The organism is Desulfovibrio simplex, from assembly GCF_055387835.1.
The window spans coordinates 1,667,780-1,693,373 of the sequence record NZ_AP042377.1; the positions used below are offsets into that span (position 1 = coordinate 1,667,780).

Below are 25,594 nucleotides of genomic sequence, written 5' to 3' on the forward strand. Positions count from 1 at the left end.
CATTTCGATATCCGGGAAAATATCCGGTTTACTCTTGGATAAGCCTGGATTTGGCTGGATTCGGCAAATGGCCCGAATCGCTAAAAAGCAAGAGCGGCAAGGTATTTTGTACCTTGCCGCTCTTTATGAACCAAAAATTGGCGTCCCCAAGGGGATTTGAACCCCTGTCGACGGCGTGAAAGGCCGTTGTCCTGGGCCGGCTAGACGATGGGGACGCACTATGTTTTTTGGCTGGGCTGCAAGGACTCGAACCTTGATTAACGGAGTCAGAATCCGTCGTCCTGCCAATTGAACGACAGCCCAACACGAAGAGTGTGTATATGTGATGGTCGCCCGACTGTCAAGCAAGAATTCTAAAAAACTAATTTTTCTTGTCTACTCCGCGGGTGGGGATATCTCCACCTGCCCTTCTGGCTTGGCGCGACAGCAGATGAAAAACCCGTTCCGCGCGATAAAAAAAGCGTGCACTGCCACCGGCAGCAATCCGCCGCTGCCCCACACCACCAACGGTTGGCATGCCCTACTCCCGTTATAGCGTGTCCGCTGCCAGAAGCCTCCCGGTGCAAGCTTTCAAAAAAGCGTCCCATCATAAAGAAGCAACTACCCGGGCCAAAGGCGCTGCCCAACTGCCAACACGAAGCCCGGCTCCAAACCATCTGGCAGACAGACCCGTTTGCCGGATGGGTATACAATCTGCTTCATACCCATTCTTTCACAATCCATTCGGGCTACAGCCAACTGAGTCCCACTTTCGCTCCTTTTGAGCTGATCATCTTTGAGATCATACCCTCCACAAGACGGGCATCTCGTGCTTCACTGCGTGTAACCACTTGAATTAACTATACTTACGACTTCACTACGGGCGGCTCCGAACGCGGCCACTCAGGTATTCCGCGTTGAAATTGTTCAGACCGGCATTCAGGTGATTATGCACAGTCAGTCCTTGGCGTGGACTCAAACAACCCGCTAAAATACAATAATATGTGACATGGAATAGGAATATCTAACTTTATAAATAGAATAACATATACTATGGGGCGTATTATTTGCTGGTAAAAATTATTTTGAGCACTCACTCAAAGAGTACAAAGATACTTGCGCTATCAGTTTTCTCATGCTACCCATACTAAACAACCAAACCTCTAACCTATAAGAATTTGTGAAAAAAAATGTTTATAACCTAACAACTGCACAATGTCGGAGGAAGACAATGGAAGACAAAGGACTGCTGGGCAAGATCATAGCCATTATCCCCGGCCTTGCACTGATGGTCGGCACACTGGCGATACTGCGTATGTATGTGGTTCCCTGGCTGGGCGGCATAACGCTTTTTGGCATTAAGGGCTGGCCCGTTCAGGTGTTGAGCCTTAACTATATCCTGCTTTCCATCATTGCGGGCATGCTGTTCCGCAACGTGCTTTTCGGAGGCCAGATCCCCGCCTGGGCTGATGCTGGCTTTCGCACAACCCGTCTGTTCATAAAAACAGGCGTTATCATGCTGGGCTCCCTGTATACGCTTCAAAGCCTTCTCAAGCTCGGCATCAGCGCCGCGCTGCTGATCATGGCCTTTGTGTTTGGCACAGTCTTCCTCATCATGTTTCTGAGCAAAGTATGGAAAGTTGACCGCTCTGTGGCGGCGGTTATGGCCGCGGCCTGCGGCGTGTGCGGCGTTTCCGCCGCTGTGGCCGCAGCTCCGGGCGTGCGTGCCAGACCGGTAGACCTGGCGCTTGCCATAGCCACCATCCTCGGTTTCGGCATTGTGACCATGTTCATCAGCCCCTTTATTGGCAAAGCTCTTAACCTGTCAGACCTGCAATACGGTGCATGGGTGGGCACAGGCATTCTGAATTCAGGTCAGGTGCTTGCCACATGCCTTGCCTTCAACCCGGTAATCGCACCTGGAACAGCCGTTGCTTATGGCGAAGTGTGGAACGTGGTGCGCGTCATCAGCATCCCCTTCGTGGTGTTTGCCATCACCGTCTGGTACTGGAAGGGTGAAGGCGAGGCCGAGCATATCAGCCTCAAAGAAATCCTTATCTCCAAGTTCCCCATCTTCGTTCTGGGTTTTTTCGGCATGACGGCCCTGTCTTCTTTAGGACTGCTCGGCGCCGAAGGGTCTGAGACCCTGCATTTTCTGCGTGACTGCATGCAGTGGATCTTCGGTATCGGCCTTGTGGGACAGGGGGCGTACATCGACTTTCGCGAAATCAAGGCCGCTGGCGGCAAGCCTTTGCGCCTTGGCCTGACAGCGGGTATGGCAAAATATGTGTTGGCTCTTGTCGTTATTTTGTTGTTCATGCCCAAAACCGGCGCATTCTAGTCAAAGGAACATACAATGAGTAACGAAAAGCAGAAAATGACAGTATTTAAAAATGACCGGCATGAAGATGTCGCTTCCATCATTTTCGCCGGGCTTGTAGTACTTTTCGTGCTTGGCTACATGGCCTTTATTGTGCCCACGGTGAAAGTGAAGGCCAGTCAGGATGGAAAGCTCATTTCCGTAGCGGTAGAAAAAGGCGCTCAGGTCAAGAAGGGAGACACTATATACACCCTCGAAGTTGTTGAAAAAAAATGGAAAGATAACGTAATGGAAGAAAAGGTGGTCACCCGCGACGTGAGCGTGAAAGCCAATGGCAAGGTGCTTGAGGTGCCGGGCAAACCGGGCTCAGCGGTGAAAAAAGGTAAAGATACCATTATTGTACTGGACCATGAAAAGGGCACATTACCTTAATGATGACAGCAACCCCTCAAAACATCCTGCTGCTCCTTGATGAGGACAGCCCCGCCGCAGTTGAAGCCGTGCGTATTGCTGAGGCAAGTTCCGCCCGGTTGACCGCACTTTTTGTGCTGGACGCGACCTGGAACGATTATGTCGGGCATGACTGGCTTTCCGGCAGTGGCTCGCGGGCCGATTTCATCGACTACGTGCAGCAGGAAGAAGAAAGAAGCTCAGTAAAAGCCTTTTCCCGCCTTAGAAGCCTCGCTGGCGAAGAGATGGAAATCCAGTGCATCATCAAGGCCGGCAATGTGGTGGACGAAGCCAGACGCGAAATGGGCAAAGGCTATGACCTTCTTGTGGCCTCCAACCCCTTGCAGCGGGGTCTTGAGCGGATTCGTGGCAATATTGGCGCGCTCTGCGAGAATGCCCCCTGCCGGATACTGCTGGTACCAGCGGACCGTTGATACATCGGCACGCTCTGCCGCTTTGCGGTGAGGCCGCGCCCAAAGCCAACCCCCCGGCATGCTGCCTCCCCATCGATATGGGGAACAACAGCATGCCGGGGGTTGCGTATGCGCCTGCAAGGCATACCTGCACTATGAACGCGCCGTAGGCAAAGCTACCTCATTGAAAAGCCCTGTCGCGTACGGCCCTGGCCTTGCAGATAATTTCAGGTCGATACTCGAAATGCATGATGTCATACTCGTGCCATTTACCGCCCCAGATGAATCCTGCCTGCTCCATACCGCTGACAATGGCAGAAGGATAACTGAACTGAAGCGGATGCGGGCGCAGCTTGCTCCAACGCCAGTAAGGAGCGATGCGCGAGCTCAAATCCACCGCGATGCCAAACGCATGCGGACTTAAACGAGACTCCCCCGCTATGCGTCGCCACATGAAGCCGCCGTCCATTTTAAGAAAAGCCTTCAACTGTGGATCCTGACGTACAGCTTCACCAAGCGTCGCGTCAGCCGCTGCCAGAGCCTTGCCCGCCGGGGTCGAAAGGCGCAGGGGCTGTCCCAGGAGCCTTACAGGCACAAGCTGCTTGCCCACCTGCGCGGGCGTGCTTCCATAGAGGGCAGCCAAAAAATCATACGAACGCTTTCTGCCCGGCGATACGCCAAGGGGAGTATCTGGCCGTTCGGGGTCAAGGGGGTACGGGTCCGCCATGCTGGTACGAACGTCCACCACCCAGCCATCAGCCGTTTCCGGCCCGGTGCCCACACCTTCCGGGGAACCATGCCGGGAATAAAGAACCCGGCCCTTGTCCCCTACCAGCAGCCACAGGCCATCTTCATCGGCAACCAACCCGGTAATCTGTGGATACGAAGCTTTAAGGCACTGTATGTCCAGGCGAGTGTTCGCGTCCAAATTATCAAGATCATCTGTCATTTCTGTTTTCGGGACAGGGCCACTGTCGCACAGCGTGCGGCTGCCGACCGGAGGCGCGACAGCCTCGGGCATTGCGGCGGTACTGCCGCCAGGCGGAGCGGAAAAATGGCCGGGGCTCCCAGCGCCCTCATCAGCGGCAACAGGCGATGCTTCAAACAACGGCAGGCTCAGGCACAAAAAAAAGACAAGGGTTCGCATTACGGTACGTGTCATGTCCACAACCTACTCGCGCCGTGCTTGTCAAGGCAAGCGCTTTTGCGTACATCTGCGCCATGCCTACCTGGAAATTTTTTTTGGTCACGTTCGGCTGCAAGGTCAATCAGTACGAAACCCAAGCCCTGCGTGAGGCATGGCAAAACCTTGGCGGCGTGGAATGCTCCACCCCGACCAAGGCTGACGTTGTCTGCGTCAACAGCTGCGCCATCACATCCAAGGGTGAGAGAGACGCCCGCAATGCCGTTTTTCGTCTGCGGCGCGAAGCCCCGAAGGCCCGCCTCATTCTTACGGGCTGCGCGGCGCGCCTGTTTGCCGATTACAAGCCGCGCCCCGGAGCGACATGGGCGGCCCCGGACCTCCTCATCGCGCAGGAGCATAAAGATGTCCTGCTGCAGGGGCCCTGGGTTACCCCTCCTGTCGGGCTGCACAGCCTGACGACAGATGCGGAACACCCGGCGGGGACCTCCCATACAGAAACGGATAACAAACCCGCCTCGGTGATTCCATCCCTTGCCTCCGCCACCAAAGGCAAAACCAGCGAGCCCTCACAGCCGCTGGCATTTCCGCCTTTTGCCATTTCCACCTTCAAACGCGCACGTCCCGTGCTCAAGGTGCAGGACGGCTGTGCCCATCGTTGCACCTACTGTATCGTTCCCCTGACACGAGGTCGGCCCCACAGCCGCCCGGTTGAAAATATCGTTGCCGAGGCCCGGCGGCTGCTTGAAGCCGGACATGTTGAAGTCATGATTTCCGGCATCAATCTTGGCCAGTATGGCCGTGGCGACGAGCGCATGGGGGACTTCTGGGATCTTTTACGCACGCTGGATGCAGCGCTGACGCCTGAATTCGCCGGGCAGGCGCGTTTTCGTATCAGCTCCCTGGAACCGGGGCAACTCAACGAACGCGGGCTGGACACCCTGCTCGGCTGTCGCCTGCTTTGCCCGCACCTGCATATTTCTCTGCAGCACGGCAGTCAGAGCGTACTTAAACGCATGGGGCGCGGACATTACAACGCCGCCATGCTGGAAAAAGCCGTAACTCTGCTGGGCGCGCATTGGCCCGTCATGGGGCTGGGTGCGGACATTATCGCCGGATTTCCCGGTGAAACCGAAGAAAACGTACAGGAACTGCTGGCGCTTATTGAGCGCCTGCCCCTGACCTACGCCCATGTATTCCCCTATTCTCGCCGTCCGGGCACTGCTGCCGAGCGCTTTGACAAGCAGGTGCCCCATGCGCTCAAGCTGGAACGCGCCGCCAGAATCCGCCAGGCCGTCGCGCAGAAGCAACGCGCTTTTCTTGAGGCACAGTTGCGGCTCCCGCACATGTTGCTGGCTGCGGATGTTGCAGACCTTGCAGACGGTTCGGGTGTTGCGGATGTTTCGGGCCCTGACCTGAAAAGGCCCGAAGGCGGGGCCGCAAAGCCCCTCAAGGGCGTCAATGAATACTACGCGGCCTGCTTTATGCCCCGTACGCCACTGGCAATGAATGAACGCGCGCACCCTTCACATGGCGCACAGCCTCGCTCGGGCTTGCTGGCTGTTCGCCCTGTGGCTGTGACGGATAAGGGATTGCTTGTGGAAGAACTGCCCGTTTCCGATGATCGGACGGCATAGGGCATTTTCATTCTAGAACAGATTAACTTTGAAATGCTTCACATTTCAAAGTTTTCATTCAACCGAAAAATGCGATTTGCGGTAGCCGTTAGCGGGTCTTTACCGCTTACGGATAGCGACAGCCATCAGTAGGCTGTCCGCTCAATTAACCAATGCTGTCTTTATCCGTAGCTTCCTTCGTCGCAACGGCTAAAGCTCGGCTGAATCCACGCCACGTTGTGGCGCGCTACACGTTCGTGCAGCGTTAGAGCATTTACACTTTTTCAAAGTTAAAATACTCTAAAAATGCTCTGGCTGCATGAAAGCCGCTCGCCGTGAGGGCGTGTACGCAATCAGCACTGTTATGAGCTGCATCCAGGCTGAAATGGGCTGCTACGCGCCGTTACAAGAGTGTCACAAGCGCTGAGACGACCTATGCACGGTAACGGCCATCAGCGTCTAAGCCTGCCATAAATAATCAAGACAATCATGGCTCCAAGCACGGCAATAAAGAAGCTTGGCAAATTGAAGCCGGTAACTTTTCCAAAGCCCAGCGAAGTGCCCACAAAGCCGCCCACACAGGCCCCCACAATGCCAAGAAGGGAAGTCATGACAAACCCGTCTTCCATCCGACCAGGCATGATGAACCTGGCTATGGCGCCCGCGATTACTCCGAAGATTATCCACAAAATTATGCCCATACTGTTCTCTTTTTGTTGTTCGCCCATGCTGTTCGCCCGCGGGAGCAGCAACAATTGACCGTTCTAGAGCAGATTGACTTTGAAATGCTTCACATTTCAAAGTCTTCATTTAGCCAAAAATGCGATTTGCGGTAGCCGTTAGCGGGTCTTTACCGCTTACGGATAGCGACAGCCATCAGTAGGCTGTCCGCTCAATTAACCAATGCTGTCTTTGCGGCAGCCGTTGCCCGCAGGGCTTACGGATGGCGACAGCGATTGTATGGGACAAGCCGTGTCGTTACGCATGCTGTCTTCAAGCGTAGTTTCCTGCGTCACAACGCTTGAAGCATCCGTAGCTTCCTTCGTCGCAACGGCTAAAGCTCGGCTGAATCCACGCCACGTTGTGGCGCGCTGCACTTTCGTGCAGCGTTGGAGCATTTACACTTTTTCAAAGTTAAAATGCTCTAGTTCCTGGAGCAGAATCCCCGAGAAGACGGACAGCCTCGCAGCGTCAGGCCGGTTGGCGGCTTTGCTTGGGCGGAATGGGAGCACTGGCGTCCTTGCTGTCTTTTTTATCATCAAGCTCGACAACGTAAAGATTTCCGGTGAGTTTTCCGGATTTGTCCCGCTGCTCATTCCATTCCGCAAAAAAAATGTTTTCGTAGGAATCGTAGCCCTGCTTGTGCAGTTCGGCTTTCAACCATGCCTCATCCTTGTCGATCACTTCAAGAGCGGGTTCAAGGACTGCCCCATTGTTGAGCACCACATTGGAAATATGGGGGTCTTCCCTTTTCTGCACCGTAAGCTGGCCATTGGGCTCTATCTGGGCATTCCAGATATCTTTCATGGAATGAATGCCCTGCATTCTTATGAGCGTCGCAAAATCGCCGATATCAAGCCCTGCGTCACTAAACTTGTCCTGTAGAAACTTCCCCTTGATAACAATGGGGATGGGTGAGCCGACTATCATTTTGCGCCCTGATTCTGTACGCATGCGTAAAGAATTTACGATTACGATAAGAATTTGCCATATGACGAGAACAAGAACAAATTGTGTAATTCCTATTGCGGGATTGTATATTACACCACCGATAATTCCGCCCATGACAAAGTTGCCGATAAGATCAACCGACGTCATTTGCGCAAGCTGGCAACGATTTGTGGTGCGAAAAACAAAGATGAAGGTGGCAAGGCCCACGGCAAGTTTGACAGCGATGTTGCCGTAGAGCTGGACTGACTGCCAGAAAGCTTGGTCCATAGCAGACTCCGGGGGAAAGGAGGTTGAGGCGGGCTGAAAGACAGAAAGGCGGGCAGGCGGGCGAGAATTCTTACCCTGAAGCAAGATTATAGAATGCAGGCAGTAAATGCAACTGGCAGCCACGGGAATGCGGCATGCTGCGCTGTCAGGTCACTTTTTCTGTACAAATATCCAATCCGTATTTTTGTTTCCGGCGGAAGGTATTCATACCTTGGCACAAACTGCTTCTCATGGGCTGGAACGCTTCAACCGGGCCGCAGGCGACATGACCGGCCAATCACACAAATCCCTTGCATCCCATCGAATGCACAGCAGGATCAGACGGCAGCGGTCAGACCAGAATAACGTTGAAAAGCTTCACATTTCAATTTTTCATCTGCCGAAAATGGGATTTTTGGCCGGCTACACGCCACGTTGCGGCGTACTGTCATGACAGGGCGGCCACGACTGAGAGGAGCATCCTTGAGGATATGCTTTACAGGGCCTACGGCACGGCCTTTTCGCCGCATGGCAGCGCTGACAAAGCGCGCTCGTGCAACCGCCAGAGCATGCGCAAAGTGAACCTGCCCCGAAAAACGCCTGTCTCAATCGAGCCCCTTGAGTTCAGCGGCACATACCTTGTTTCTACCTTCATTTTTTGCCTGATACAATGCCTCATCCGCAAGCCTGATGACATGCGCCTGCAAGGCGCTGCAACTGTGCGTGAGGGCCCAGGAGGCAAGCAAACCCGCGACCCCCAGGCTGGCGCGCAAATATACAGTTTTGCCGTCGTCCAGGGTCAGGGGCGTATTTTCTATGGCAGCCCTGATTCTCTCTGCTGCGGCGACCCCTTGTGAGAGATCGGTGTCAGAAAAGAAAAAGATGAATTCTTCGCCGCCGTAGCGCCCCATAATATCTGTTTGCCGCAGACTGCTTTGAGCCATGGAGACCACAAATTTCAAGGCATTGTCGCCTTCAACATGGCCATAGGTATCATTGAATGCCTTAAAATAGTCGATATCCAGCAAGCAGAAGCAGCAATCCTTTTTCAGGGCGATTGAACCAACCAGGCTTTCCTGTGTAAGCGCAAAAAAAGAACGGCGGTTAAAAACCCCAGTAAGCGGATCATGCTGCGCAAGATACTTGAACTCGGCTTCACTTTTTTTCAGTTTCAGCAGTGTATCGCTACGTCGCTTCACTTCCTCCTGAAGGGAAACTGCGAGGTTTGTCAGAGCTTCTTCTTTTTGCTGCAAAGCCTTGATGGTCGTTTCAAGCTGCACCACCATCTTATTGAACGACGATGAAAAATCGCCCATAAAGTCCATTCGCTGGGTGTAGTCTCCCTTTTCAATCTGCTGCACCTTCCAGGCCATATGCCGCAGGTTGGCCTGTAAAGCCTTGCAAGAACCTGCTACAACGCCTCGCAACTGAATTTGTTGCGAGAGGTCGCCGCAGGCAAATGAAGCCATTATTTCGCGTAGGGCCAGGATTTTTTCATGAAACTGAATAAACACCGCATCTCCAGAAAATTCCTCTGGAATTGGCGGAGGATCCATCGCATCAAGCAGTCTTTCGGCATGATCAAGAACCATGTGGGCAATTTTGATGCGATCGTTATCGCTCATAACATGCACTATCCCGGTAGATGTCGTACAATTTTAGCCAACAGCTTCGGCACTGAACCGGCAGGTTCGAGCGCCTGTGCACCAGCAGTCAACTTCACGAACTTTAAATTTTTTACCTGTGTAATTTTCAAGAATACCCTGAATAAAACCCTCATCATACACACAAATTTGTTCGCTTGTGTCAGGGAGGCCAGAGCAGTCAAGGTCTTCTTCAACATTTAACGTAAAGGTCATATCTTCCAGGTTGATGGATTCAACCCGAAAGATGCCGATGCCCAGTTCTTTAAACTTCTCTTCAATGGTCGTTACCAGGCTGGAAATATCCTCAGCCTCCAGGCAGAACTTGTTGTAAAATTCCCTTCCGGCAATGGCGCCTGCCTTGCGGAACATATCATCTGTCTTTTGGTGCCCAAATTCTTCTTCAAGTACATCACGCAAAGTGTATTGCAGTAACCTGTAAACCTCTATCCGTGTTGTTGGACCAAGGCTTGGCCTCGCAATGGCCATTTTTTCGCCTATGGTGCTCCAGGAAAAAGTATATTTTCTTTCCGTTGTCATTTGTAATGCCATCCTCAGCGCATTTGCAGAATTACACGTGATAACGCTCAATCCTGCTTATTTGTCAAAAAATCCGCAACTCGTCCGACCAGGTCTTCAGAGGGGGTCAAAACTTCCTCGCCTTCTTTCCAGGCGGCGGGGCATGCCTGATGAGGATGTTTTTCAACATATACATAGGCCTGCATTTTTCTCATCAACTCAGCCGCATTTCGCCCAACATTGTAAAAGTTGATCTCTGAACCAACCAATACGGACTCGGGGTTGATGATGAACGTGCCGCGCAAGGCAGTTCCTGCTTCCTTGTCATAGACGCCAAAAAATTCAGCAATCTCACCAGTCGTGTCAGAGGCCATTTGAAAACTGACACTGCTGAGCAGCCGCTCGGCCTTGCACCATGCAAGATGTGTGAATTTTGAGTCAGTCGAGATGGAAATAACTTCAACACCCATATCTTTAAGCTGTGTGTAATATTTTCCAATGTCAGCCAACTCTGTGGGACAGACAAAAGTGAAGTCAGCAGGATAAAAATAAAGAATTATCCATTTACGCTGCAGGCTATATTCAGAAAAACAGTGTTCTTCAAAGCTGTCTGTTTTTGGGTTATACGTAGAAAACGTAAAATCTTTTATTTTTTGGCCCAGCCGGACTGAACACAGATTATTGTTTTCATTGGCTTCTTGCATCAGATGATTCCTCACTTACAATCCTTTAATCGTTGCAACCGGTCTGCGTAAAAAACAGAAACCGTACGCGGTATCCGCACAGATGACCTTTCGTATTCAGCAGATGGCATTTTTTACAAAGGTATCAAAGCATCCCAAAAAATGCGCAGCACATGGGGTCACTCTTTATGAAACAGTCTTGCTACTGGAACAAAATACCCCACGCAACGCAACAATATCATACTACAGATATAACAATAAAAACAATCTAATGGTCATATTTGTTGCTAAAACAACAAGCAAACCATAACAAACTGCAATCGCAGCAAGAAATACCGCATATCCTCCACAGGCGCTTCCAAGTTTAAATAGAAAATGGATATGGCCTTTGCCAAATTTTTTGGCTTTGCAAAACTCCTGGCGGACCCCCCTGAAGGAGGTTCACCGCTGGGTATCCAAACGGTTGCAGCAAATTTTGCCAGGCAAACAGCATGCTGGTTTATTTTTGCGCGCAGGCAGGGCCTGCAACCATAAAAAGTAGTTACAGGCTGCCCGATTGTTTTAACAGAGCCCAGTTATTCCTAAAAAAAGCAACTGGCTGATGTGATAGATTATTTATACAATATATTTTTTTATGGACTAAAAATTTCCGCAAAGCGTCCTTATTCAAAAGGCCAGCCTTGCAGTCAGTACGGTTCTCGTCAGACGGGCCATCATGTTTGTTGCGCTGCAGCCACTCTCAGGTCCTTGCGTTCTTACCCTTCAGATAATCACATTATACGTAATGACAAGCGAATCTATATGAAGGGTTGCAGCAATCCACAGCCCGCCACTCGCCCCAAAGAAAACCGCCACACAAAAGGCTCATACGGTTAAAAACCCTGTCGCAAAACACCCTGCGCAAAACCAGGCCGACACGCGACAATACCAATCAATCAGGCAAGATACTTGAGTATTGCGCCGCAACAGATACCCGCGCGCGTAAAAACACCTCGGCTTTGGCGCTGTTTTACGATCAAAAACACACGCGCGGCTGCGCACAAACCACTTGCCGTGATACGCAAGCGCGGCCTGTCTGCGCTGCCACGCGCCCAAACAGGCGTACGTAACGGCGTGCCGTATCCCTTGAACATGTGCATTCTTATAGCATTTTCGCATTGAGAATGGATATTCTCAATGCTTCCAAGACGCCCGCTTCGGCGCGTGACCGCACAAATAAATAGCGGTACGGTTCAGGCAAGCCCTTCGGGCGCGTTAGCCGTTGCAGCGTCAGCGGCTTACGGATAACGAAAGCGACTCTTTGGGCAAGATTTTTGCGTAACTCATTGCCGTCTTTGCGGCAGCCGTTGCCCGCAGGGCTTGCCTGAACCGTTGACGGAACCGTCTTACGGGGCAGGACAGCATCGCTACGGATGGCGACAGCGATTGTATGGGGTGAACTGTGTAGTTACTCAGGCTGTCTTTATCCGTAGCTTCCTGCATCGCAACGGCTGAAGCCTGCGTCACAACGGCTAAAGCTGCGCTTGCGCAGCCGCCAGAGCAATTTCAAAGTGAAACTGCTCTAAAGGTACTCAAGCGTAAAATATTTTTTGCATATATGCATCAGGGCATATGGGGAAGTTTCTATATTCAGCGATAATCACTGACTCTTTTTCTCACCACCGTTCTGGGTCTCGATCAGCTTTCCTTCAGTATTGCAAAGCCCGACCAGAACCGTTTTTCCATTCACGGCAACCTTGAACTGGCCAAAGCGGGCATTTTCATAGTGCCGCGCGGTTCCTTCCTGAAAATAATATGCAGTGGCCGCGGTTATGACCCTGTGCCCACGGAGCTTGTAGGCCAGATAGAATTCATCGTTCCGCAAGGGGCTGCCATCGTCCAGTCTGACAAAGTCCGCCGCCTGCGGTACGGGCTCATTGCGCACCCGCAGCACGGCGAGCCCTTCAGCCCCAGCGTCCGTGCCGGACGCGGCTTTCGCCTTACGTAGCGCGTCATGGATGCGGTCATTCACCGTATACCTGAGGTCCATATAGTCACCCATGAGCAAGGCACGCGGGTCAACAGGGGCAAGAGGCAGCAGGATTGTTTTGCCCTCGGCAAGCACTGTTTCCATTCGCTGTACAGAAACGGCGTAACCAGTAAAAAACAGCCCCAGTACAAGCAGGATATAGAGCTTACGCACGGCCCGCCTCCTCTATGGATGATTTTGTCTGCCAGACCCGCAGAACCAGGGCAAGCAGCAGCAAAACAAGTCCTGATGCGACGAGATAGGTGGACTTGGCGGAAAAAGGAACCGCAAGATTGTAATAATAAAAGACCATGTACGCAAAAAAATACACCAGCACTGCTCCCTGCATGACAGCATTGCCCATCTGTCTGGCCATAACGAGCCCAAGAAGCGCCAAAGCCGCACCCGGCAAATACCACCCAAGCACAAAAAGCAAGGGCACACTGGCCATACCCGCCGCCCGTGCGGTCAAGCTCTGCTTTCTTGTTAAAAAAATGATCATAACCGTCACCCCTGCGGCTGCTCCCAAGCCCATGCCCCCTGATCCCCAGAGCGGCAGATCCAAAAGACTACCGAGACCGTAGGACAAGCCAAGGCTCCATATCTGGATCACAAGCATGCCCGTATATGCGCCAAAAAACCATGCGTCAGTGGTTTGCCCGCGCATACTGCCGCGCCAGCGTTTTTCTTGGAGGCAAAAATATGTAAGGGCCAGGCTCAGCAAAGCCCACCAAACCGGAGGCAACAAGAGGGCGATATCAAGCCTTGCGGAGTCCGCAAAATCCTGCCTCACGCTTGTATAGATCAAATATGAAATTCCGTGGGCCACGCAGCCCACAATGCCAATGGCCGACAAAAACGTATACGCGACGTTGCGCATAAGAACGCTGATGGCGACAAGCAGCGCAGCAAGCACAAAGCATGCAGCTATCACACTGTCGAGGCCGAGAAACAGCGCGATGGCGATTCCGGACGTTCCCGCGATTGCCAGCGCGAAGCCAAAATGCCGTGAAAACAACTTGTCGCCAGCCAGCATGGCCCGGCCCAAAAGCAGCACTGGCACAGAAACAATGAAAATGGTCAATTCTTCATGTGAACTGATATTCAGCGTTTCAAACAGCAAGAAACCCAAAAAGCACATAAAAAGAACGGCCGCCAGCCAACCGCCCAAGGCCAGCAACAGTTTGATATACCAGGGCGAGTACGGCTCTTTTGCGTCGGGCGCGGGATCGTCGCGCAGCGCCTCGCCATGGGCCTGAAGGTTCTCCCACAGCATCTGCCATGAAACGCCGGGGCGGGCACGCCCCAAAAACCGTGGCAAGTGGACGATACGCGCGGCTTTTTTCCCTTCTTCCGCCGACATGACTTGTTGCAGGTGCAGTAACATCTTCGCCAGCCCTGCCGTAAGGCCGGTAACAAGCAGGCCCCAAAACAGGAATGCGCCAACAACCCCAAGGCCAAAAAACAGCTCGGCCTCGGCCAGGGCAGCAAGCAGAACAGCCGTCCCTGATCCGAGCAATGTCGCCAGCATAAAGAGGTCTGGTTCTTTTTTCCGGTACCACCACCAGGCGAGCCCGGCCATTGCCACGGCAAAGTAGGGGACAATCTGATGCGGCAGCCACAGCTGCCACGCATCAGCCCATTTGTATGAACCCCAAATGCCCTCAATCAGGTAGCATGACGTTCGGACTGTCAAATCAAGAAAAAGCAGCCTGGGAAGCCACCGCGACCGCAACCAGCTCTGCGAGTCTTTTTGCCCTGCCCTTTGTGCCGCCCACTCCCAAAGAAGTATGGCGCACGCAATGGCCACCAGCCATTCAGGAATCGCAAAAAACTGGCTGAAAGCGTCAAAGGGTGATGCAAGGTTACGCCCAAGCCACAAGGCGATAAACGCATTGCCCGAAAGCCAGGCGGCAAACCACAGGCCAGCCTGCCTGCCCACGAGTGCAAGCGCGACCAGCAACACCGTCCATACCCTGAACAGTTCCCAGAGTTCCGCTCCCGTCTGGTAGGTCTGGCCGAATACGGCCAGCAGTGGACCCATTGCCACACCGCAAACCAGCAGCAGAGCCTGTCCCGGACGCGAATCCGGCCCCACGGCCACAGACCCGATGCCCGCACTGGCCACAATCACCCCCACAAGCGTCATGCGCGCAAAAGGCTGCATGTCATCCCAGTTCCAGGCGATAAAACAGATGATTCCCGCCAGAAAAAAAAGAACTCCGCCAAGCAGAAAAACCTGACGCCAGTAAGTCAGCCAGGCTTTGCCGTCTGGCCGGAAACCGCAAAAATCAAGAGCCTGAGACCATGCGGAAGGTGAGATTCGGCCCGAATCACATAAAAGGCTCAGGGAATTGCGGGACAGAGGCGGTAAAGAGTCTTTGGAATTGGAGGCGGGGTCTGGAGATTGTATATTCATATCAGAGTATGAAGAAGCGTCTGTTTTGTTCATTATCCTTTCTCTTTCATTGATAAAATCCTTGACAACCCTGTTGCATATGCTGTTTTTCCGCCTATTGTATAACATACTATGGGGCAATGGCGAGTATATTCGACACAGCCATTCAATTATATAAAGATATGTACATATATTAGAATAAAAAACAACACGGTGCCCAGAAACAAAAAAGCGGGGCCCGAACCCCGCTCTTTTGCAATGTCGTCATGATATACGTCAGCTGAAATAACCGCTCTGGCGCATGAGCTCCTGCCCGTTGGCGAGTGAGGGCAACAGGGTAACAATCATGATAAAATAATGTATGGCCACAATGCGGAACGAATATTTCGGCAAAACAAAGATGAAAATAAAACAGATGGCGGCAATGGCGAAAACCAGTATATTAGCCGCCTGCGATCCCCATGCGATGTCCACAAGCCCGATGAGCGCATAGACGCCCCAGGCCAGGGCCATGGCGCAAAGAAAGAACGTGTTAAAGCGTGGCTGCTTTCGCCAGCACTCAAGATACTCAGCTATCATCTATTTTCCCGTGTTGGCCACAGGGCCGAGCCGGCTTCCAATGGCAATGCTCGCGGCGATATTGCGGGCCGCTGTGCGCAGGTTGTTCTCCCCCGCCTCCAGAGCTTCGGCAATGGAGCACGGGCTGGAAAGAATGCTGAACACCGCGTCAATGCCGTGGCTATGCACAACATCGGCATCATGACGCAACGAGCCGCCGATGGCGATGACAGGCTTGCCGTGGAGCTTGGCAACGCGGGCAACGCCCACGGGAGCCTTGCCAAAGGCCGTCTGCCCGTCAATCCGGCCTTCGCCTGTAATGACAAGATCAGCGTCACGCACCACAGCGTCCAGCCCCACGGCTTCGGTCACAATCTCGCTTCCGGGGCGCAGACGGCCCCCAAGAAAGGCGTACATGCCACCGCCCATGCCACCGGCTGCGCCAGCGCCAGGGATTTCGGCCATATCCACGCCAAGATCGCGAAGCGTAATTTCGGCAAAATTTCTGAGGTAACCGTCAAGCTGCTGCACCAGTTCCGGCGTTGCGCCTTTCTGCGGGCCAAAGATGGCCGACGCGCCGCGCGGGCCGCACAGGGGATTATCCACATCGCAGGCCACGTCAATGACGCAGTGTTTCAGCCGTTCGTCAAAAGTAGACATGTCGATGCGGGCCAGTCTGCCAAGGCCGAGCCCTGTGGCTTCGATTTCCTGTCCGTCGGCATCCAGCAGCCGTACGCCGAGGGCCTGAAGCATGCCTGCTCCGCCTTCGTTGGTGGCGCTGCCGCCAATGCCAAGAATGAATTTGCGGGCTCCGGCGTCGAGGGCGGCGCGGATAAGCTCGCCCGTGCCGTAGCTTGTGGTTTTCAGGGGGTTGCGTTTTTCCGGCGGCACAAGTCCCAGGCCGCTGGCAGTGGCCATTTCGATGACAGCCGTGCTGCCATCGCCTGTAAGTCCGTAAAAGGCCTCCACTGGTTCGCCAAGAGGACCTTTGACCGTCACAGCGATGCGCTCCCCGCCTGTGGCCTCAACCATGGCCTCCACCGTGCCTTCGCCGCCATCGGCCACAGGAACCTTGACGTAGTCGGCATGCGGAAACACTTCTCGAAAGCCCAACTCAATGAACGTGGCTACCTGCAGGGCTGACAGGCACTCCTTGTACGAGTCCGGCGCAATGACAATTTTCATGAAATGCTCCTTGTGGATGACGCTGACGTTCAGCCAGGATTCAGTACGTCAGGACAGTATAGAAATGGGGGTAACGGCTCCGGGCCAGGAAGGCAAGCACCCCGGCCCGGGCAGCCGAAAAGGCTAAAGGAACATTTGCAGCAGAAGCGTGCCGCCAAGACCAAGAACAGCCGCAATGGTCGTACCGGCCGTATAGGTCGCATACATCGACCCCATGGGGATGCCAAGCGACTCCTTGACGAACCAGAAGCCGGAGTCCGTCACGTGCGAAGCGCCAATGGCGCCAGCGCCGATAACAATGGCCATGAGGGCCGGATCAAGATTGGGATTGGCGCCGAGCACAGGCAGAATGAGCCCCGCCGCGGTCATCATGGCCACAGTGGCGCTGCCCAGGGCAAAACGCAAGGTGATGGCAATAACCCAGGCGAGGATCAGGGGGCTGATATGGATGCTGGTGAGCACCTGCTTGAGCACAAGACCCACGCCGCTGTCGGTGATGATCTGGTTAAGCGCGCCAGCCGCGCCGATGACGAGCATGATGGAGGCCAGGGGAGCCATGCCGGCTTCACTGAAGCGTCCCAGCTGGTCCCAACTGAAACCACGGCCAAGGCCCAACACAAAGTAGGCCACCACCGCCGAGATGAACAGGGCGATCATGGGCGTGCCGATGAAGTTCACATAGGTCATGTAGTAAGGCGGATTCTGCTTGTCGATGCTCAGTTCCACGACGGTCTTGGCGATCATGAGCAGCAGGGGCAGCAGCACCACGAACAGGGTTCTGCCGAAGGGCGGCAGTTCCGATTCCTTGCGGGGTTCGGTGCCAGCGTAAGCGCCGGTCAGGGGAACGGGGGGCAGGCGCTTGGCAATGAACTTGCCATACATGGGCCCGGCAACGCAGGCGGCGGGCAGTCCCACAAGAAGGCCAAAGAAGATGACCTTGCCCACATCAGCCTTGAGCAGGTCGGTGACCGCCATGGCCGCGGGGTGCGGCGGCACGATGCAGTGAACCGTTGTCAGGGCCACCACAAGAGCCATACCCACCTGGATGAGGGGCAGCTTGGATTCCTTGACAATGGAGAACATGAGGGGCGTCAGCAGAATGATGCCCACCTGAAGAAACACAGGGATACCGCAGACGTAACCGACAATCATCATGGCCCAGTGCGCCCTGGACTGCCCAAGGATGCGAATGAGCGTCCGCGCCAGCCTTTCGGCAGCGCCCGAAACTTCCATAAGTTTGCCGAGGATGGCTCCAAGGGCAAGAATAGGCGCAAGAAAACCCAGGGTTTTGCCAAGGCCGCCTTCAAAGGCCACGACAATTTTCGCCAGTTCCATATTATGCGTCAGCGCAAGGAACAGACTTGCGGTTGTAAGGGAAACAAATGCATGAATCTTGAACCAGATACACAGCACAATGACTATGGCAATGGCAATGGCAAGCATTGTCATTGAATAGCCAATACCAAAGGCTTGGGCGGTTCCCATCATCACTCTCCAGACAGATGGTTACTGTGAAAAGCCGGAGCGACCGGCCTCAAAAACTCCAAAAGAGCCCCCCCACCCCTCCGGGGGACTCTTTTTACGGAACAATCCTCAGACATTGGCCCTTTTAAAACTATATGCATACAGCGCTGCAAGGCGGATGGCCTCCACCATGCTCACGGGGCTGGCCTTGCCCTTTCCGGCAATGTCAAAGGCCGTGCCATGGTCAACCGAGGTGCGCAGTATGGGCATGCCCAGAGTGAGCGAGATGGTGCGCTCGAAATCCACCATCTTGGTGGCGATGTGCCCCTGGTCGTGGTACAGTGAAAGCACCGCGTCCCACGCGCCCTTGAGGGCAAAGTGGAAAACCGAGTCCGCCGGATTGGGGCCGTGCACGTTGAAGCCGCGCTTTTTGGCTTCTTCAATGGCGGGCACAATCTCCACATCTTCCTCGTTGCCGAACAGGCCGTGTTCCCCGCAGTGGGGGTTCAGGCCGGCCACCACGATACTGGGATTATCAATGCCCAGCAGGCGCATGGCTTCGGAACAGCGGGCGATGTAGTCGAGCACGCGGTCTTTTTTCACGGCGCGGCAGGCGTCCATGAGGGAAAGATGGCGGGTGAGGAAAAACACGCGCAGGCTGTGCACCTGAAACATGGTGAGGGGATCTTTCGTGCCCGTAAGGTCGCCCAGAATTTCTGTATGCCCGATGTAGGGCACTCCCCCTGCCTTGAGGGATTCCTTGTTGATGGGCGTGGTGGCCAGGGCGTCGGTCTTGCCTGCCAGGGTCAGCTCAACTGATTTTTTGATATACTCAAAAGCAGCCTTGCCGCAGTGCGCCTGCACCTTGCCATAGGCAAATCCGGCCAGGTCCACATTGTCCAGATTCAGAATGTTGGCCGCACCATCGCGCCAGCCTTCAAGATTCTCGTCCACCTCATTGAAGTCGGGGCTGACGTTCATGATGGCGGAGGCGCGCTTCATGATTTCGGTATTGCCCACCACAAGCACGCGGGCCACACCGGTCACAACGGGGTCCACCAGAGACGCCGCCAGAATTTCCGGCCCGACACCGGCCGGATCGCCCATGGGGGCGCAAATCAACGGTTTCATATTGAATATCCTTGTTTTTGTAATTTCAGGAAGGGGATTTCGCCGGCAACGCCAAACGCCGCAACACTAGAGCATTTAACACTTGAAATGCTCGCTTACGGCAGGCAAAAGCCTGCCTTCTCGCATTTCGTGGCAAGGATTTTCAGGAAAATCCTTGCAGAGCAGTTAACTCATTTCATTCGTTAACTGCTCTAGGCCGGGCGTTTGCGTGTGGAAATCTTGGTGAAAAGGTATTCCACGCATTCCACCAGACTGCCCTTGTCGCCGACAAAGCCGCCCTTGGTTATCATCGGCAGATCGGCCTGAACGCCGCCGATAATATGCCCGTACACGGCCAGGGGCAGAACCTGGTCGCGCACCGTAAACCCACCCGCTTTCAGCTTGCGGATAACAGACACCGTGACTTCTCCGCCCGAAGTGTACAGGCCGCCAATGCGCAGGTCCTCGCGGCGCAGCACCGCATCGGTCACGTTGGCTATGGCTTCGTTTATGCGCTGCGAAATCTCCGAGTGCGTGATGTTCATCTTGCGTGACATCTCGTCCAGAGAAAAAACGTCTTCCTTGCTGGCGGCAGTGCAGACGCCAAGTACGGTGGTGCCGTCCGGCGGCGTGGCGACGGCATCAAGCACCCGCGCGCACTCGCTGGCGGCTTCGTCCTTTCCGGCCAGAATCTTGCGCACGTTCATGGGCACCAGATGGCAGGGATGTGCGAGGTGCAGGGCTTCCATCTGAACACGGGTAAGCTCGCTGGTGCTGCCAATGGCAAGAAACACACGATTTTCATATTGCGAGCGGGGAGCCTGCACGCGCACGGCCGCCAGTTCGGCAGTGAACGGGCCGGGATCAACCGACACCAGGGGATACGGGGCATCGGCCAGAGACTGCGCGATGGTGGCGATATCTTCATCAGCCACAGCATCGCACACCACAACCCGGCACCCTACCGCACGCAAATCTTCAATGGCCTGACGCACGATAGCCGCGCCGCCCAGAATTTTTTCAAGGGGGACAAATCCGCACTTCATGGCGCTCTGCCCGGCAAAAATCCTGAGAACGGACGTGTCCTTAACGGGCGTGGCCGCATCCTGTGCAATGGGCGAGCGCTCCAGAGGCACGCCGTGCACGATCTGGTAGCCGCCCACGCAGATACGCCCGGAAGACGGATAGGACGGCACCAGTACGGCAAGCGATTGCTCATGGCCGTAGCTGTCGTCCATTGCCTTGATGGCGGCCTCAATCTCCGCGCCCACGTTGCCGCGCAGGGTGGAGTCCACACGTTTGGAAACCAGCGCGGGCTTTTCGGCGCAGAACATCTTTACCGCCGCGTACACGGCGTCCCACGCTTTCTGGCGTGAAAGCAGGCGGCTTTCCGCATTCAGCGAAACCGCGGTGAAAGCCGAGAAATACTGGGGGTCCCACTTGTCCAGCCCAAGGCAGGTGGCGCTGGAAAACCCCTTGGCGGTGAGCAGCGCCCCATTGGCGTTGGCTCCTGTAAAGTCGTCCGCAATTACAGCTATATTCATGGCAAACTCTTTTGGTCCTCGCGGCGCTTGGCCAGACCGGTACAAAGGTTTGAAAAACGGATAGCCCTGATCAGGCTCCGGCATAAAGCAAACGGGCTCCGGCGCCTTCAAGGGCCTGCCGGGCGTCATGACTGATGCCTTCGTCGGTGATGATGCGATAAAAATCCTCCACTCCGGCCACACGCCAGGGGCTGAATTTCGCATATTTTGAAGAATCGACCAGAAGAATGCTCTTGTCCGCGCTGCTCATGAGCTGAATCTTGCGATGCATCTTCTCAGAAGAGCTGGTGGTCACGCCGTGCTGGGCCCCCCACACGTTGATGCCCACAAAGGCCACGGTGGTGCGTATACGGCGCAGATACGCCACAGAATCGGTATCGTTGCAGGCCCGGCTGATAGGGTCTACCCGGCCCCCGGTAAGAAAAACCTCAATATGGGGATAGCCGGAAAGGAGCAGAGCAATTTCGAGGTCCGGCGTAACCACGGACAGGTTCTTGAATGGCAGTGAAGGCAACAGGCGCGCCAGTTCAAGGGTGGTCGTGCCCGCATCAAGGCCGATGAACGAGTCATCCTGTATAAACTCGCATGCGGTGCGGGCTATGGCAACCTTGGCCTCCAGCATGCTGCCCGCCTTGTGGGACCGGGGAATGTCGTGCGCCTCAAACCCCACGGGAACAGCCCCGCCCCAAGTAATTTCAAGCTGCTTCTGCTCTTCCAGCACCTTGAGGTCACGGCGCACCGTCATGACAGAAATGCCAAGGGCTTTTGCAAGCTCTCGGCTGTTGACCGCACCCTGGCTCTTGATGAGACTGGCCATCTTTCTACGGCGTTCGACTGGCAGCATGGCAAACCCTGTTTCTGTGACAGTTTGATGTTGCTTTTTAGTCAATTTTGTTATTTTTTGTTATGCTCGCTTATGATTAAATCGTCAAGACGTCAAACGGAAAAAGCCCCGGAACTCTTCTCCGGGGCTTTGATATTTCTATATGTTTTTTTCTGACTTGTTACTTTTTGTTACTCTGCACCCATTCCTCCATGATCTGACGCGGGGTTTTCTGACGCCCCAATGACACACTGCGCTTCGGCCTGCATTGACCTCTGGCCGTACGACCAAGCGGTACGGCCCGCCCCCGGCAGAGCAGGAAACGCCATGGGCCGCAAACCAGCACCCGCAAACCAAAGCCCAGAGCATTCCTGCCTGCTTCGCAAGCTTGAAAGGTCGGCACGTGATTGGCTTTTTACATCCCTTGCATTCCGCCGAATGAAGTACTACTGCCCCAGGCCATATTTCTTCATTTTTCTGTAAAGAGTCGTTCTGGCTATGCCCAGCGTCTCAGCAGCCTTGCTGATGTTCCCCCCGGCTGCTTCCAGTGTTTTACGCACCATGCTTTCGCACAGGTCGTCCATGGACGCGTGCCCCGGCGCAACCTCCGGCTGCACGTCAGCCAGACCCGCCACATTTTTTCCAGAAATATGGCGGGGCAGGCAATCAAGCCTGATGGAAGCCCCGTCAGAAAGTACCAGGGCTCTTTCGCACACGTTCTGCAATTCCCGCACGTTGCCCGGCCAGGGATAGGTCTTGAGTTTTTCCAGCACGGCCGGCTCGACGGTTACCATAGGCAGATTCATACGCGCGCAAAGCTTGCGCCAGAATGTTTTTGCCAGCAATTCCACGTCGCCCTTACGCTCTCGCAGAGGAGGCAGTTCGATTTCCACGACATTGAGACGGTAATAGAGGTCAGACCGAAAAGCTCCCGCCCGCACCTCATCCGCCAGATTTGCATTGCCTGCGGCGATCACCCGGACGTCAAGATGAACGAGGCGATTGCTGCCAAGAGGTGAAAAAGCCATCTCCTGAAGAACGCGCAAAAGTTTGGCCTGCACTGCCAATGGCAGGCTGTTCACTTCATCCAGAAAAAGCGTCCCGCCATTGGCGGTTTCAAGTCGGCCCTTCTGCCCGCCCTTTCGCGCTCCGGTAAAAGCCCCTTCTTCATAGCCAAACAGTTCGGCTTCGATAAGATCATTGGGAATGGCGGCGCAGGAAATGCCGACAAAGGGCTGGCCGGGATCATTTCCGGCATTGTGAATTGCCTGGGCGAAAAGCTCCTTGCCAGTGCCGCTTTCCCCAAAAATGACGATACGTGAAGCCATGCGGGAAGCGCGCCGGGCGAAATTGATAGCCTGCCGCAGAGCGGGGCTTGCCCCAAGAATGTCTGTGAACTGGTATGTTGCTGCGTGAACTGGCGTGACCTCACGGGTCGGCGGAACAGCACTTCAGGAGGTCGGTGGCGGGCCGCTGGCAGTTCTGCTCCTGTTTCGTCCACCCGCCACAAGCATGTCCGGGTTCAGGGCAAGGGCCATGCCCACGGATTTTCCCGCACTCAGCTCCACAGGGGAAAATGTGCAGGCAATGCGTTGCGGCCCCTGCCCTGTCAGGAATGTCAGGGTGTCATGCCCTTGCCGCTGCCCGGCCAGGGCCCGTCGCAACCTTTGCGCATCAAGGGAGCTTACCAGGGAAACCGCGCTTCTGCCCGGAAGCTCAAGTTCGCCAGATGTGAACAATGTTGATGCATGCCTGTTGGCGTGGGTAATGCCCCCATTGCCGTCAAGCACCAGCAACGGGTAGGTCAGGGAATCGTGGGCATTCCGCAATAAAGCCTCAAGCTTCTGCCCGGTGGTTTCTATGTTCTGCTGGCGCACGCGCATGCCTATATAGTTGGCAAAGGTGGTCACCAGAGCGAGCGCCTGTATCTCGGGGCTGGCAATATTGCCCGAAATGGTCAGCACGGCCAGGACGCCCGAGGCATCGGCCAGAACGGGAGCAGAGGCGCAGCGCCACGAATGCAGACCAGCATTGTAATGCTCATAGCCGTAGATCTGCACAGGACGATGCCGTTGCAGGGTCATGCCTATGGCTGAAGCGCCGACCTTATCGATATTCCTGTCAGCGCCGGGCATGTTGTACTGGGTACGGGCCACATCAAGCAGAGCCTTGTCACCTACGGTAGCAAGAATATGCCCGGACGAACCGGTAAGAATTGCCATGTGACCGGTGCCGCTGATGCACGAATCAAGCATCTCAAGCACCGGAGCCGCCGCATTGAGCAGCACAGCGGACTGGCTGCACAAATCGGCAAAGTGCTCTCTTTCCAGCACCGGCACATCAGGAGCCCGCACGGGGTCAATGCGGGCATCGCGGCTGAGCAGCCAGCCATCCAGGATGTGATCGGGCACACGCCCCCGGATTTCACCGCCGTCAATGAAATCCTTCCAGGCTTCGTGAACCGTTTGCTGGTACACGGGATTTTGTGGTGAGAGATCGACCGGAAGACATCTCATGTCATCATTCCTCCTGGTCGTGTAGCGGAAGCAAACACGACTGTAGCGTTATGCTACAATTGTTTTTATATTATCAATCTAAAAAATTTTGTGCAACACTGACGATTCAGATGACATCGACATTTTCTGCGATCCCGCGCACTGTTGGCAGAATTTTTGCTATTATATAAAATTAACAATCGCTACATGCCATGAGCACATATTTTTAAAACAAAAAACTTTTATATATAACATTTTCATATTCACTATCATCAAAAGATGGAATGTACATACTTTCCATATAAAACTGCATTTCCGCATACCAAACGATACAATTGCGCATGAATGGCGGCTGCGGAGCGACAGTGAACACCTTTACAGGATATGCCGGTCTGCATCCCTTCACCCTCAACAGACGGAGACGATGTGATGCCCGAATATGAAGCATTTTTAGACGTGGCCATGCGGGCTGCGGACGTTTCACGCCAGATACTGACTGAGCACAGGCAGAAATACTTGCGTGGAAACTACGATTTCAAAACTAAAACAGACGCCAGCCCGGTGACGGAAACTGATGAGCGCGTGGAACGTGAAATACGCTCGATCATTTCTGGCGCGTTTCCAGACCACGGCATGCTTGGCGAGGAATATGGGGCCGATGCCGCCACAGCCGAGTACGTGTGGGTAATCGACCCCATTGACGGCACCCGGCAGTTCATTGTGGGCTATCCATTTTACGGAACGCTCATCGCCCTGTGCCGCAACGGCATACCCGTGCTCGGCGTTGTGGAAATGCCCGTCATGGCTGAGCGCTGGGTGGGCGTGAAGGGGAGGCAATCCACAGTCAACGGCCTGCCCATACAAACCCGTCCCCATACGGACCTCGCCACCGCCCTGGTGGCTTCCAGCAATACCGAATTTGTCTTTGACTCAGACAGGGCAGCATACAATCACCTCATTGCATCCACCAAATGGCGCGTCTACGGCGGCGCATGTTATGGCTACATGAGTCTTGCGGCAGGCAAGATCGACCTCTGCTTTGACAGCGGCATCATGCGCGAAGTGGATTATTGCGCGCTTGTGCCCATCATTGAAGGCGCGGGGGGCGTCATGTCCGATTGGGAAGGCAATCCTCTGACCATGCACTCCGGCATGCAGGTTCTGGCATGCGGCGACAGCAGGCTGCATGAACAGGTCTTGCGTGAAATCAGGGCACACCGCTAGAGCAGAGTACCCTTGCGGATGCACAATCGTAAAATTTCAGGCACATCCGCTCCGGCGCTTACCAACGCAAGCAAACTGCACTTGCGGCTTCACGGCAAGCACCC

At 54.5% G+C, this 25,594-nt stretch carries 23 protein-coding genes and 2 tRNA genes; 6 read left to right on the forward strand and 19 right to left on the reverse strand.

The genetic code is table 11. From position 1 onward, the window contains the following. Positions 1-138: 138 nt before the first annotated feature. The 3 genes from ACZ5DH_RS06845 to ACZ5DH_RS06855 all read right to left on the reverse strand — a co-directional run bounded on the left by ACZ5DH_RS06845 (position 139) and on the right by ACZ5DH_RS06855 (position 517). Positions 139-215 (reverse strand) — tRNA-Glu (locus ACZ5DH_RS06845). Positions 216-228: 13 nt separating this feature from the next. Beyond that, positions 229-303: transfer RNA gene (locus tag ACZ5DH_RS06850), tRNA-Gln, on the reverse strand. Between the two features lie 58 nt (positions 304-361). Beyond that, positions 362-517 carry a hypothetical protein gene (locus ACZ5DH_RS06855; protein WP_464256325.1) on the reverse strand — a complete coding sequence of 52 codons (156 nt, stop codon included), beginning with the start codon at positions 515-517 and terminating at the stop codon, positions 362-364. Between the two features lie 693 nt (positions 518-1,210). Here ACZ5DH_RS06855 and ACZ5DH_RS06860 point away from each other — a divergent pair. The 3 genes from ACZ5DH_RS06860 to ACZ5DH_RS06870 are packed head-to-tail and all read left to right on the forward strand — an operon-like array spanning position 1,211 to position 3,183. Then, positions 1,211-2,320 (forward strand): YeiH family protein, encoded by a 1,110-nt coding sequence (locus tag ACZ5DH_RS06860; protein ID WP_464256326.1) that lies wholly within the window; start codon positions 1,211-1,213, stop codon positions 2,318-2,320. 15 nt (positions 2,321-2,335) lie between these two features. After that, entirely contained in the window at positions 2,336-2,731 is a 396-nt protein-coding gene (locus ACZ5DH_RS06865; RefSeq protein WP_291301536.1) for a biotin/lipoyl-binding protein, read from the forward strand. Further along, positions 2,731-3,183 carry a universal stress protein gene (locus ACZ5DH_RS06870; RefSeq protein ID WP_464256327.1) on the forward strand — a complete coding sequence of 151 codons (453 nt, stop codon included), beginning with the start codon at positions 2,731-2,733 and terminating at the stop codon, positions 3,181-3,183. The genes ACZ5DH_RS06865 and ACZ5DH_RS06870 overlap by 1 nt, the downstream gene beginning before the upstream one ends. Positions 3,184-3,343: 160 nt before the next feature. Here the strand turns inward: ACZ5DH_RS06870 and ACZ5DH_RS06875 are convergent, their stop codons facing one another. Further along, positions 3,344-4,324, reverse strand: a complete 981-nt coding sequence (locus ACZ5DH_RS06875) for a M15 family metallopeptidase (protein WP_464256328.1) — start codon at positions 4,322-4,324, stop codon at positions 3,344-3,346. A 59-nt stretch (positions 4,325-4,383) separates the two neighbouring features. On the opposite strand from ACZ5DH_RS06875, the gene ACZ5DH_RS06880 reads away from it, so the two are divergent. Beyond that, on the forward strand, positions 4,384-5,940 hold the full coding sequence (locus ACZ5DH_RS06880) for a MiaB/RimO family radical SAM methylthiotransferase (RefSeq protein WP_464256329.1): 1,557 nt from the start codon (positions 4,384-4,386) through the stop codon (positions 5,938-5,940). Positions 5,941-6,371: 431 nt separating this feature from the next. Here the strand turns inward: ACZ5DH_RS06880 and ACZ5DH_RS06885 are convergent, their stop codons facing one another. Both ACZ5DH_RS06885 and ACZ5DH_RS06890 read right to left on the reverse strand, forming a co-directional pair. Beyond that, complete coding sequence (locus ACZ5DH_RS06885; protein ID WP_464256330.1) at positions 6,372-6,620, reverse strand: GlsB/YeaQ/YmgE family stress response membrane protein; 249 nt, start codon at positions 6,618-6,620, stop codon at positions 6,372-6,374. Positions 6,621-7,110: 490 nt separating this feature from the next. After that, positions 7,111-7,857, reverse strand: coding sequence for a DUF421 domain-containing protein (locus ACZ5DH_RS06890; protein ID WP_464256331.1), 747 nt, complete (start codon positions 7,855-7,857; stop codon positions 7,111-7,113). Between the two features lie 106 nt (positions 7,858-7,963). Between ACZ5DH_RS06890 and ACZ5DH_RS06895 the strand changes: the two genes are divergently transcribed. Continuing rightward, complete coding sequence (locus ACZ5DH_RS06895) at positions 7,964-8,290, forward strand: hypothetical protein (RefSeq protein WP_464256332.1); 327 nt, start codon at positions 7,964-7,966, stop codon at positions 8,288-8,290. Positions 8,291-8,441: 151 nt separating this feature from the next. On the opposite strand, the gene ACZ5DH_RS06900 is transcribed toward ACZ5DH_RS06895, so the two are convergent. The 13 genes from ACZ5DH_RS06900 to ACZ5DH_RS06960 all read right to left on the reverse strand — a co-directional run bounded on the left by ACZ5DH_RS06900 (position 8,442) and on the right by ACZ5DH_RS06960 (position 24,287). Then, on the reverse strand, positions 8,442-9,461 hold the full coding sequence (locus ACZ5DH_RS06900; protein ID WP_464256333.1) for a GGDEF domain-containing protein: 1,020 nt from the start codon (positions 9,459-9,461) through the stop codon (positions 8,442-8,444). Between the two features lie 33 nt (positions 9,462-9,494). Further along, complete coding sequence (locus ACZ5DH_RS06905) at positions 9,495-10,019, reverse strand: V4R domain-containing protein (RefSeq protein WP_464256334.1); 525 nt, start codon at positions 10,017-10,019, stop codon at positions 9,495-9,497. A 47-nt stretch (positions 10,020-10,066) separates the two neighbouring features. Further along, positions 10,067-10,702 carry a peroxiredoxin gene (locus tag ACZ5DH_RS06910; protein WP_464256335.1) on the reverse strand — a complete coding sequence of 212 codons (636 nt, stop codon included), beginning with the start codon at positions 10,700-10,702 and terminating at the stop codon, positions 10,067-10,069. A 1,618-nt stretch (positions 10,703-12,320) separates the two neighbouring features. Then, positions 12,321-12,863 carry a GDYXXLXY domain-containing protein gene (locus tag ACZ5DH_RS06915; RefSeq protein WP_464256336.1) on the reverse strand — a complete coding sequence of 181 codons (543 nt, stop codon included), beginning with the start codon at positions 12,861-12,863 and terminating at the stop codon, positions 12,321-12,323. Beyond that, entirely contained in the window at positions 12,856-15,141 is a 2,286-nt protein-coding gene (locus ACZ5DH_RS06920; protein WP_464256337.1) for a DUF4401 domain-containing protein, read from the reverse strand. Before ACZ5DH_RS06920 ends, ACZ5DH_RS06915 begins: the two co-directional genes overlap by 8 nt. Before the next feature lie 222 nt (positions 15,142-15,363). Further along, the gene (locus ACZ5DH_RS06925; RefSeq protein WP_464256338.1) at positions 15,364-15,666 is read right to left on the reverse strand and encodes a hypothetical protein; all 303 of its coding nucleotides are present in this window, start codon (positions 15,664-15,666) and stop codon (positions 15,364-15,366) included. Next, the gene (locus tag ACZ5DH_RS06930) at positions 15,667-16,830 is read right to left on the reverse strand and encodes a glycerate kinase (RefSeq protein WP_464256339.1); all 1,164 of its coding nucleotides are present in this window, start codon (positions 16,828-16,830) and stop codon (positions 15,667-15,669) included. A 123-nt stretch (positions 16,831-16,953) separates the two neighbouring features. Continuing rightward, complete coding sequence (locus ACZ5DH_RS06935) at positions 16,954-18,318, reverse strand: GntT/GntP/DsdX family permease (RefSeq protein WP_464256340.1); 1,365 nt, start codon at positions 18,316-18,318, stop codon at positions 16,954-16,956. 105 nt (positions 18,319-18,423) lie between these two features. Beyond that, positions 18,424-19,425, reverse strand: coding sequence for a 4-hydroxythreonine-4-phosphate dehydrogenase PdxA (gene pdxA / locus ACZ5DH_RS06940; protein ID WP_464256341.1), 1,002 nt, complete (start codon positions 19,423-19,425; stop codon positions 18,424-18,426). A 191-nt stretch (positions 19,426-19,616) separates the two neighbouring features. Next, entirely contained in the window at positions 19,617-20,948 is a 1,332-nt protein-coding gene (locus ACZ5DH_RS06945) for a four-carbon acid sugar kinase family protein (RefSeq protein WP_464256342.1), read from the reverse strand. A gap of 70 nt (positions 20,949-21,018) precedes the next feature. After that, the gene (locus ACZ5DH_RS06950; RefSeq protein WP_464256343.1) at positions 21,019-21,792 is read right to left on the reverse strand and encodes a DeoR/GlpR family DNA-binding transcription regulator; all 774 of its coding nucleotides are present in this window, start codon (positions 21,790-21,792) and stop codon (positions 21,019-21,021) included. A 425-nt stretch (positions 21,793-22,217) separates the two neighbouring features. Beyond that, entirely contained in the window at positions 22,218-23,159 is a 942-nt protein-coding gene (locus ACZ5DH_RS06955) for a sigma-54 interaction domain-containing protein (RefSeq protein ID WP_464256521.1), read from the reverse strand. 63 nt (positions 23,160-23,222) lie between these two features. After that, the gene (locus ACZ5DH_RS06960) at positions 23,223-24,287 is read right to left on the reverse strand and encodes a PAS domain-containing protein (RefSeq protein WP_464256344.1); all 1,065 of its coding nucleotides are present in this window, start codon (positions 24,285-24,287) and stop codon (positions 23,223-23,225) included. A 408-nt stretch (positions 24,288-24,695) separates the two neighbouring features. On the opposite strand from ACZ5DH_RS06960, the gene ACZ5DH_RS06965 reads away from it, so the two are divergent. Continuing rightward, complete coding sequence (locus tag ACZ5DH_RS06965) at positions 24,696-25,490, forward strand: inositol monophosphatase family protein (protein WP_464256345.1); 795 nt, start codon at positions 24,696-24,698, stop codon at positions 25,488-25,490. Positions 25,491-25,594 lie beyond the last annotated feature (104 nt).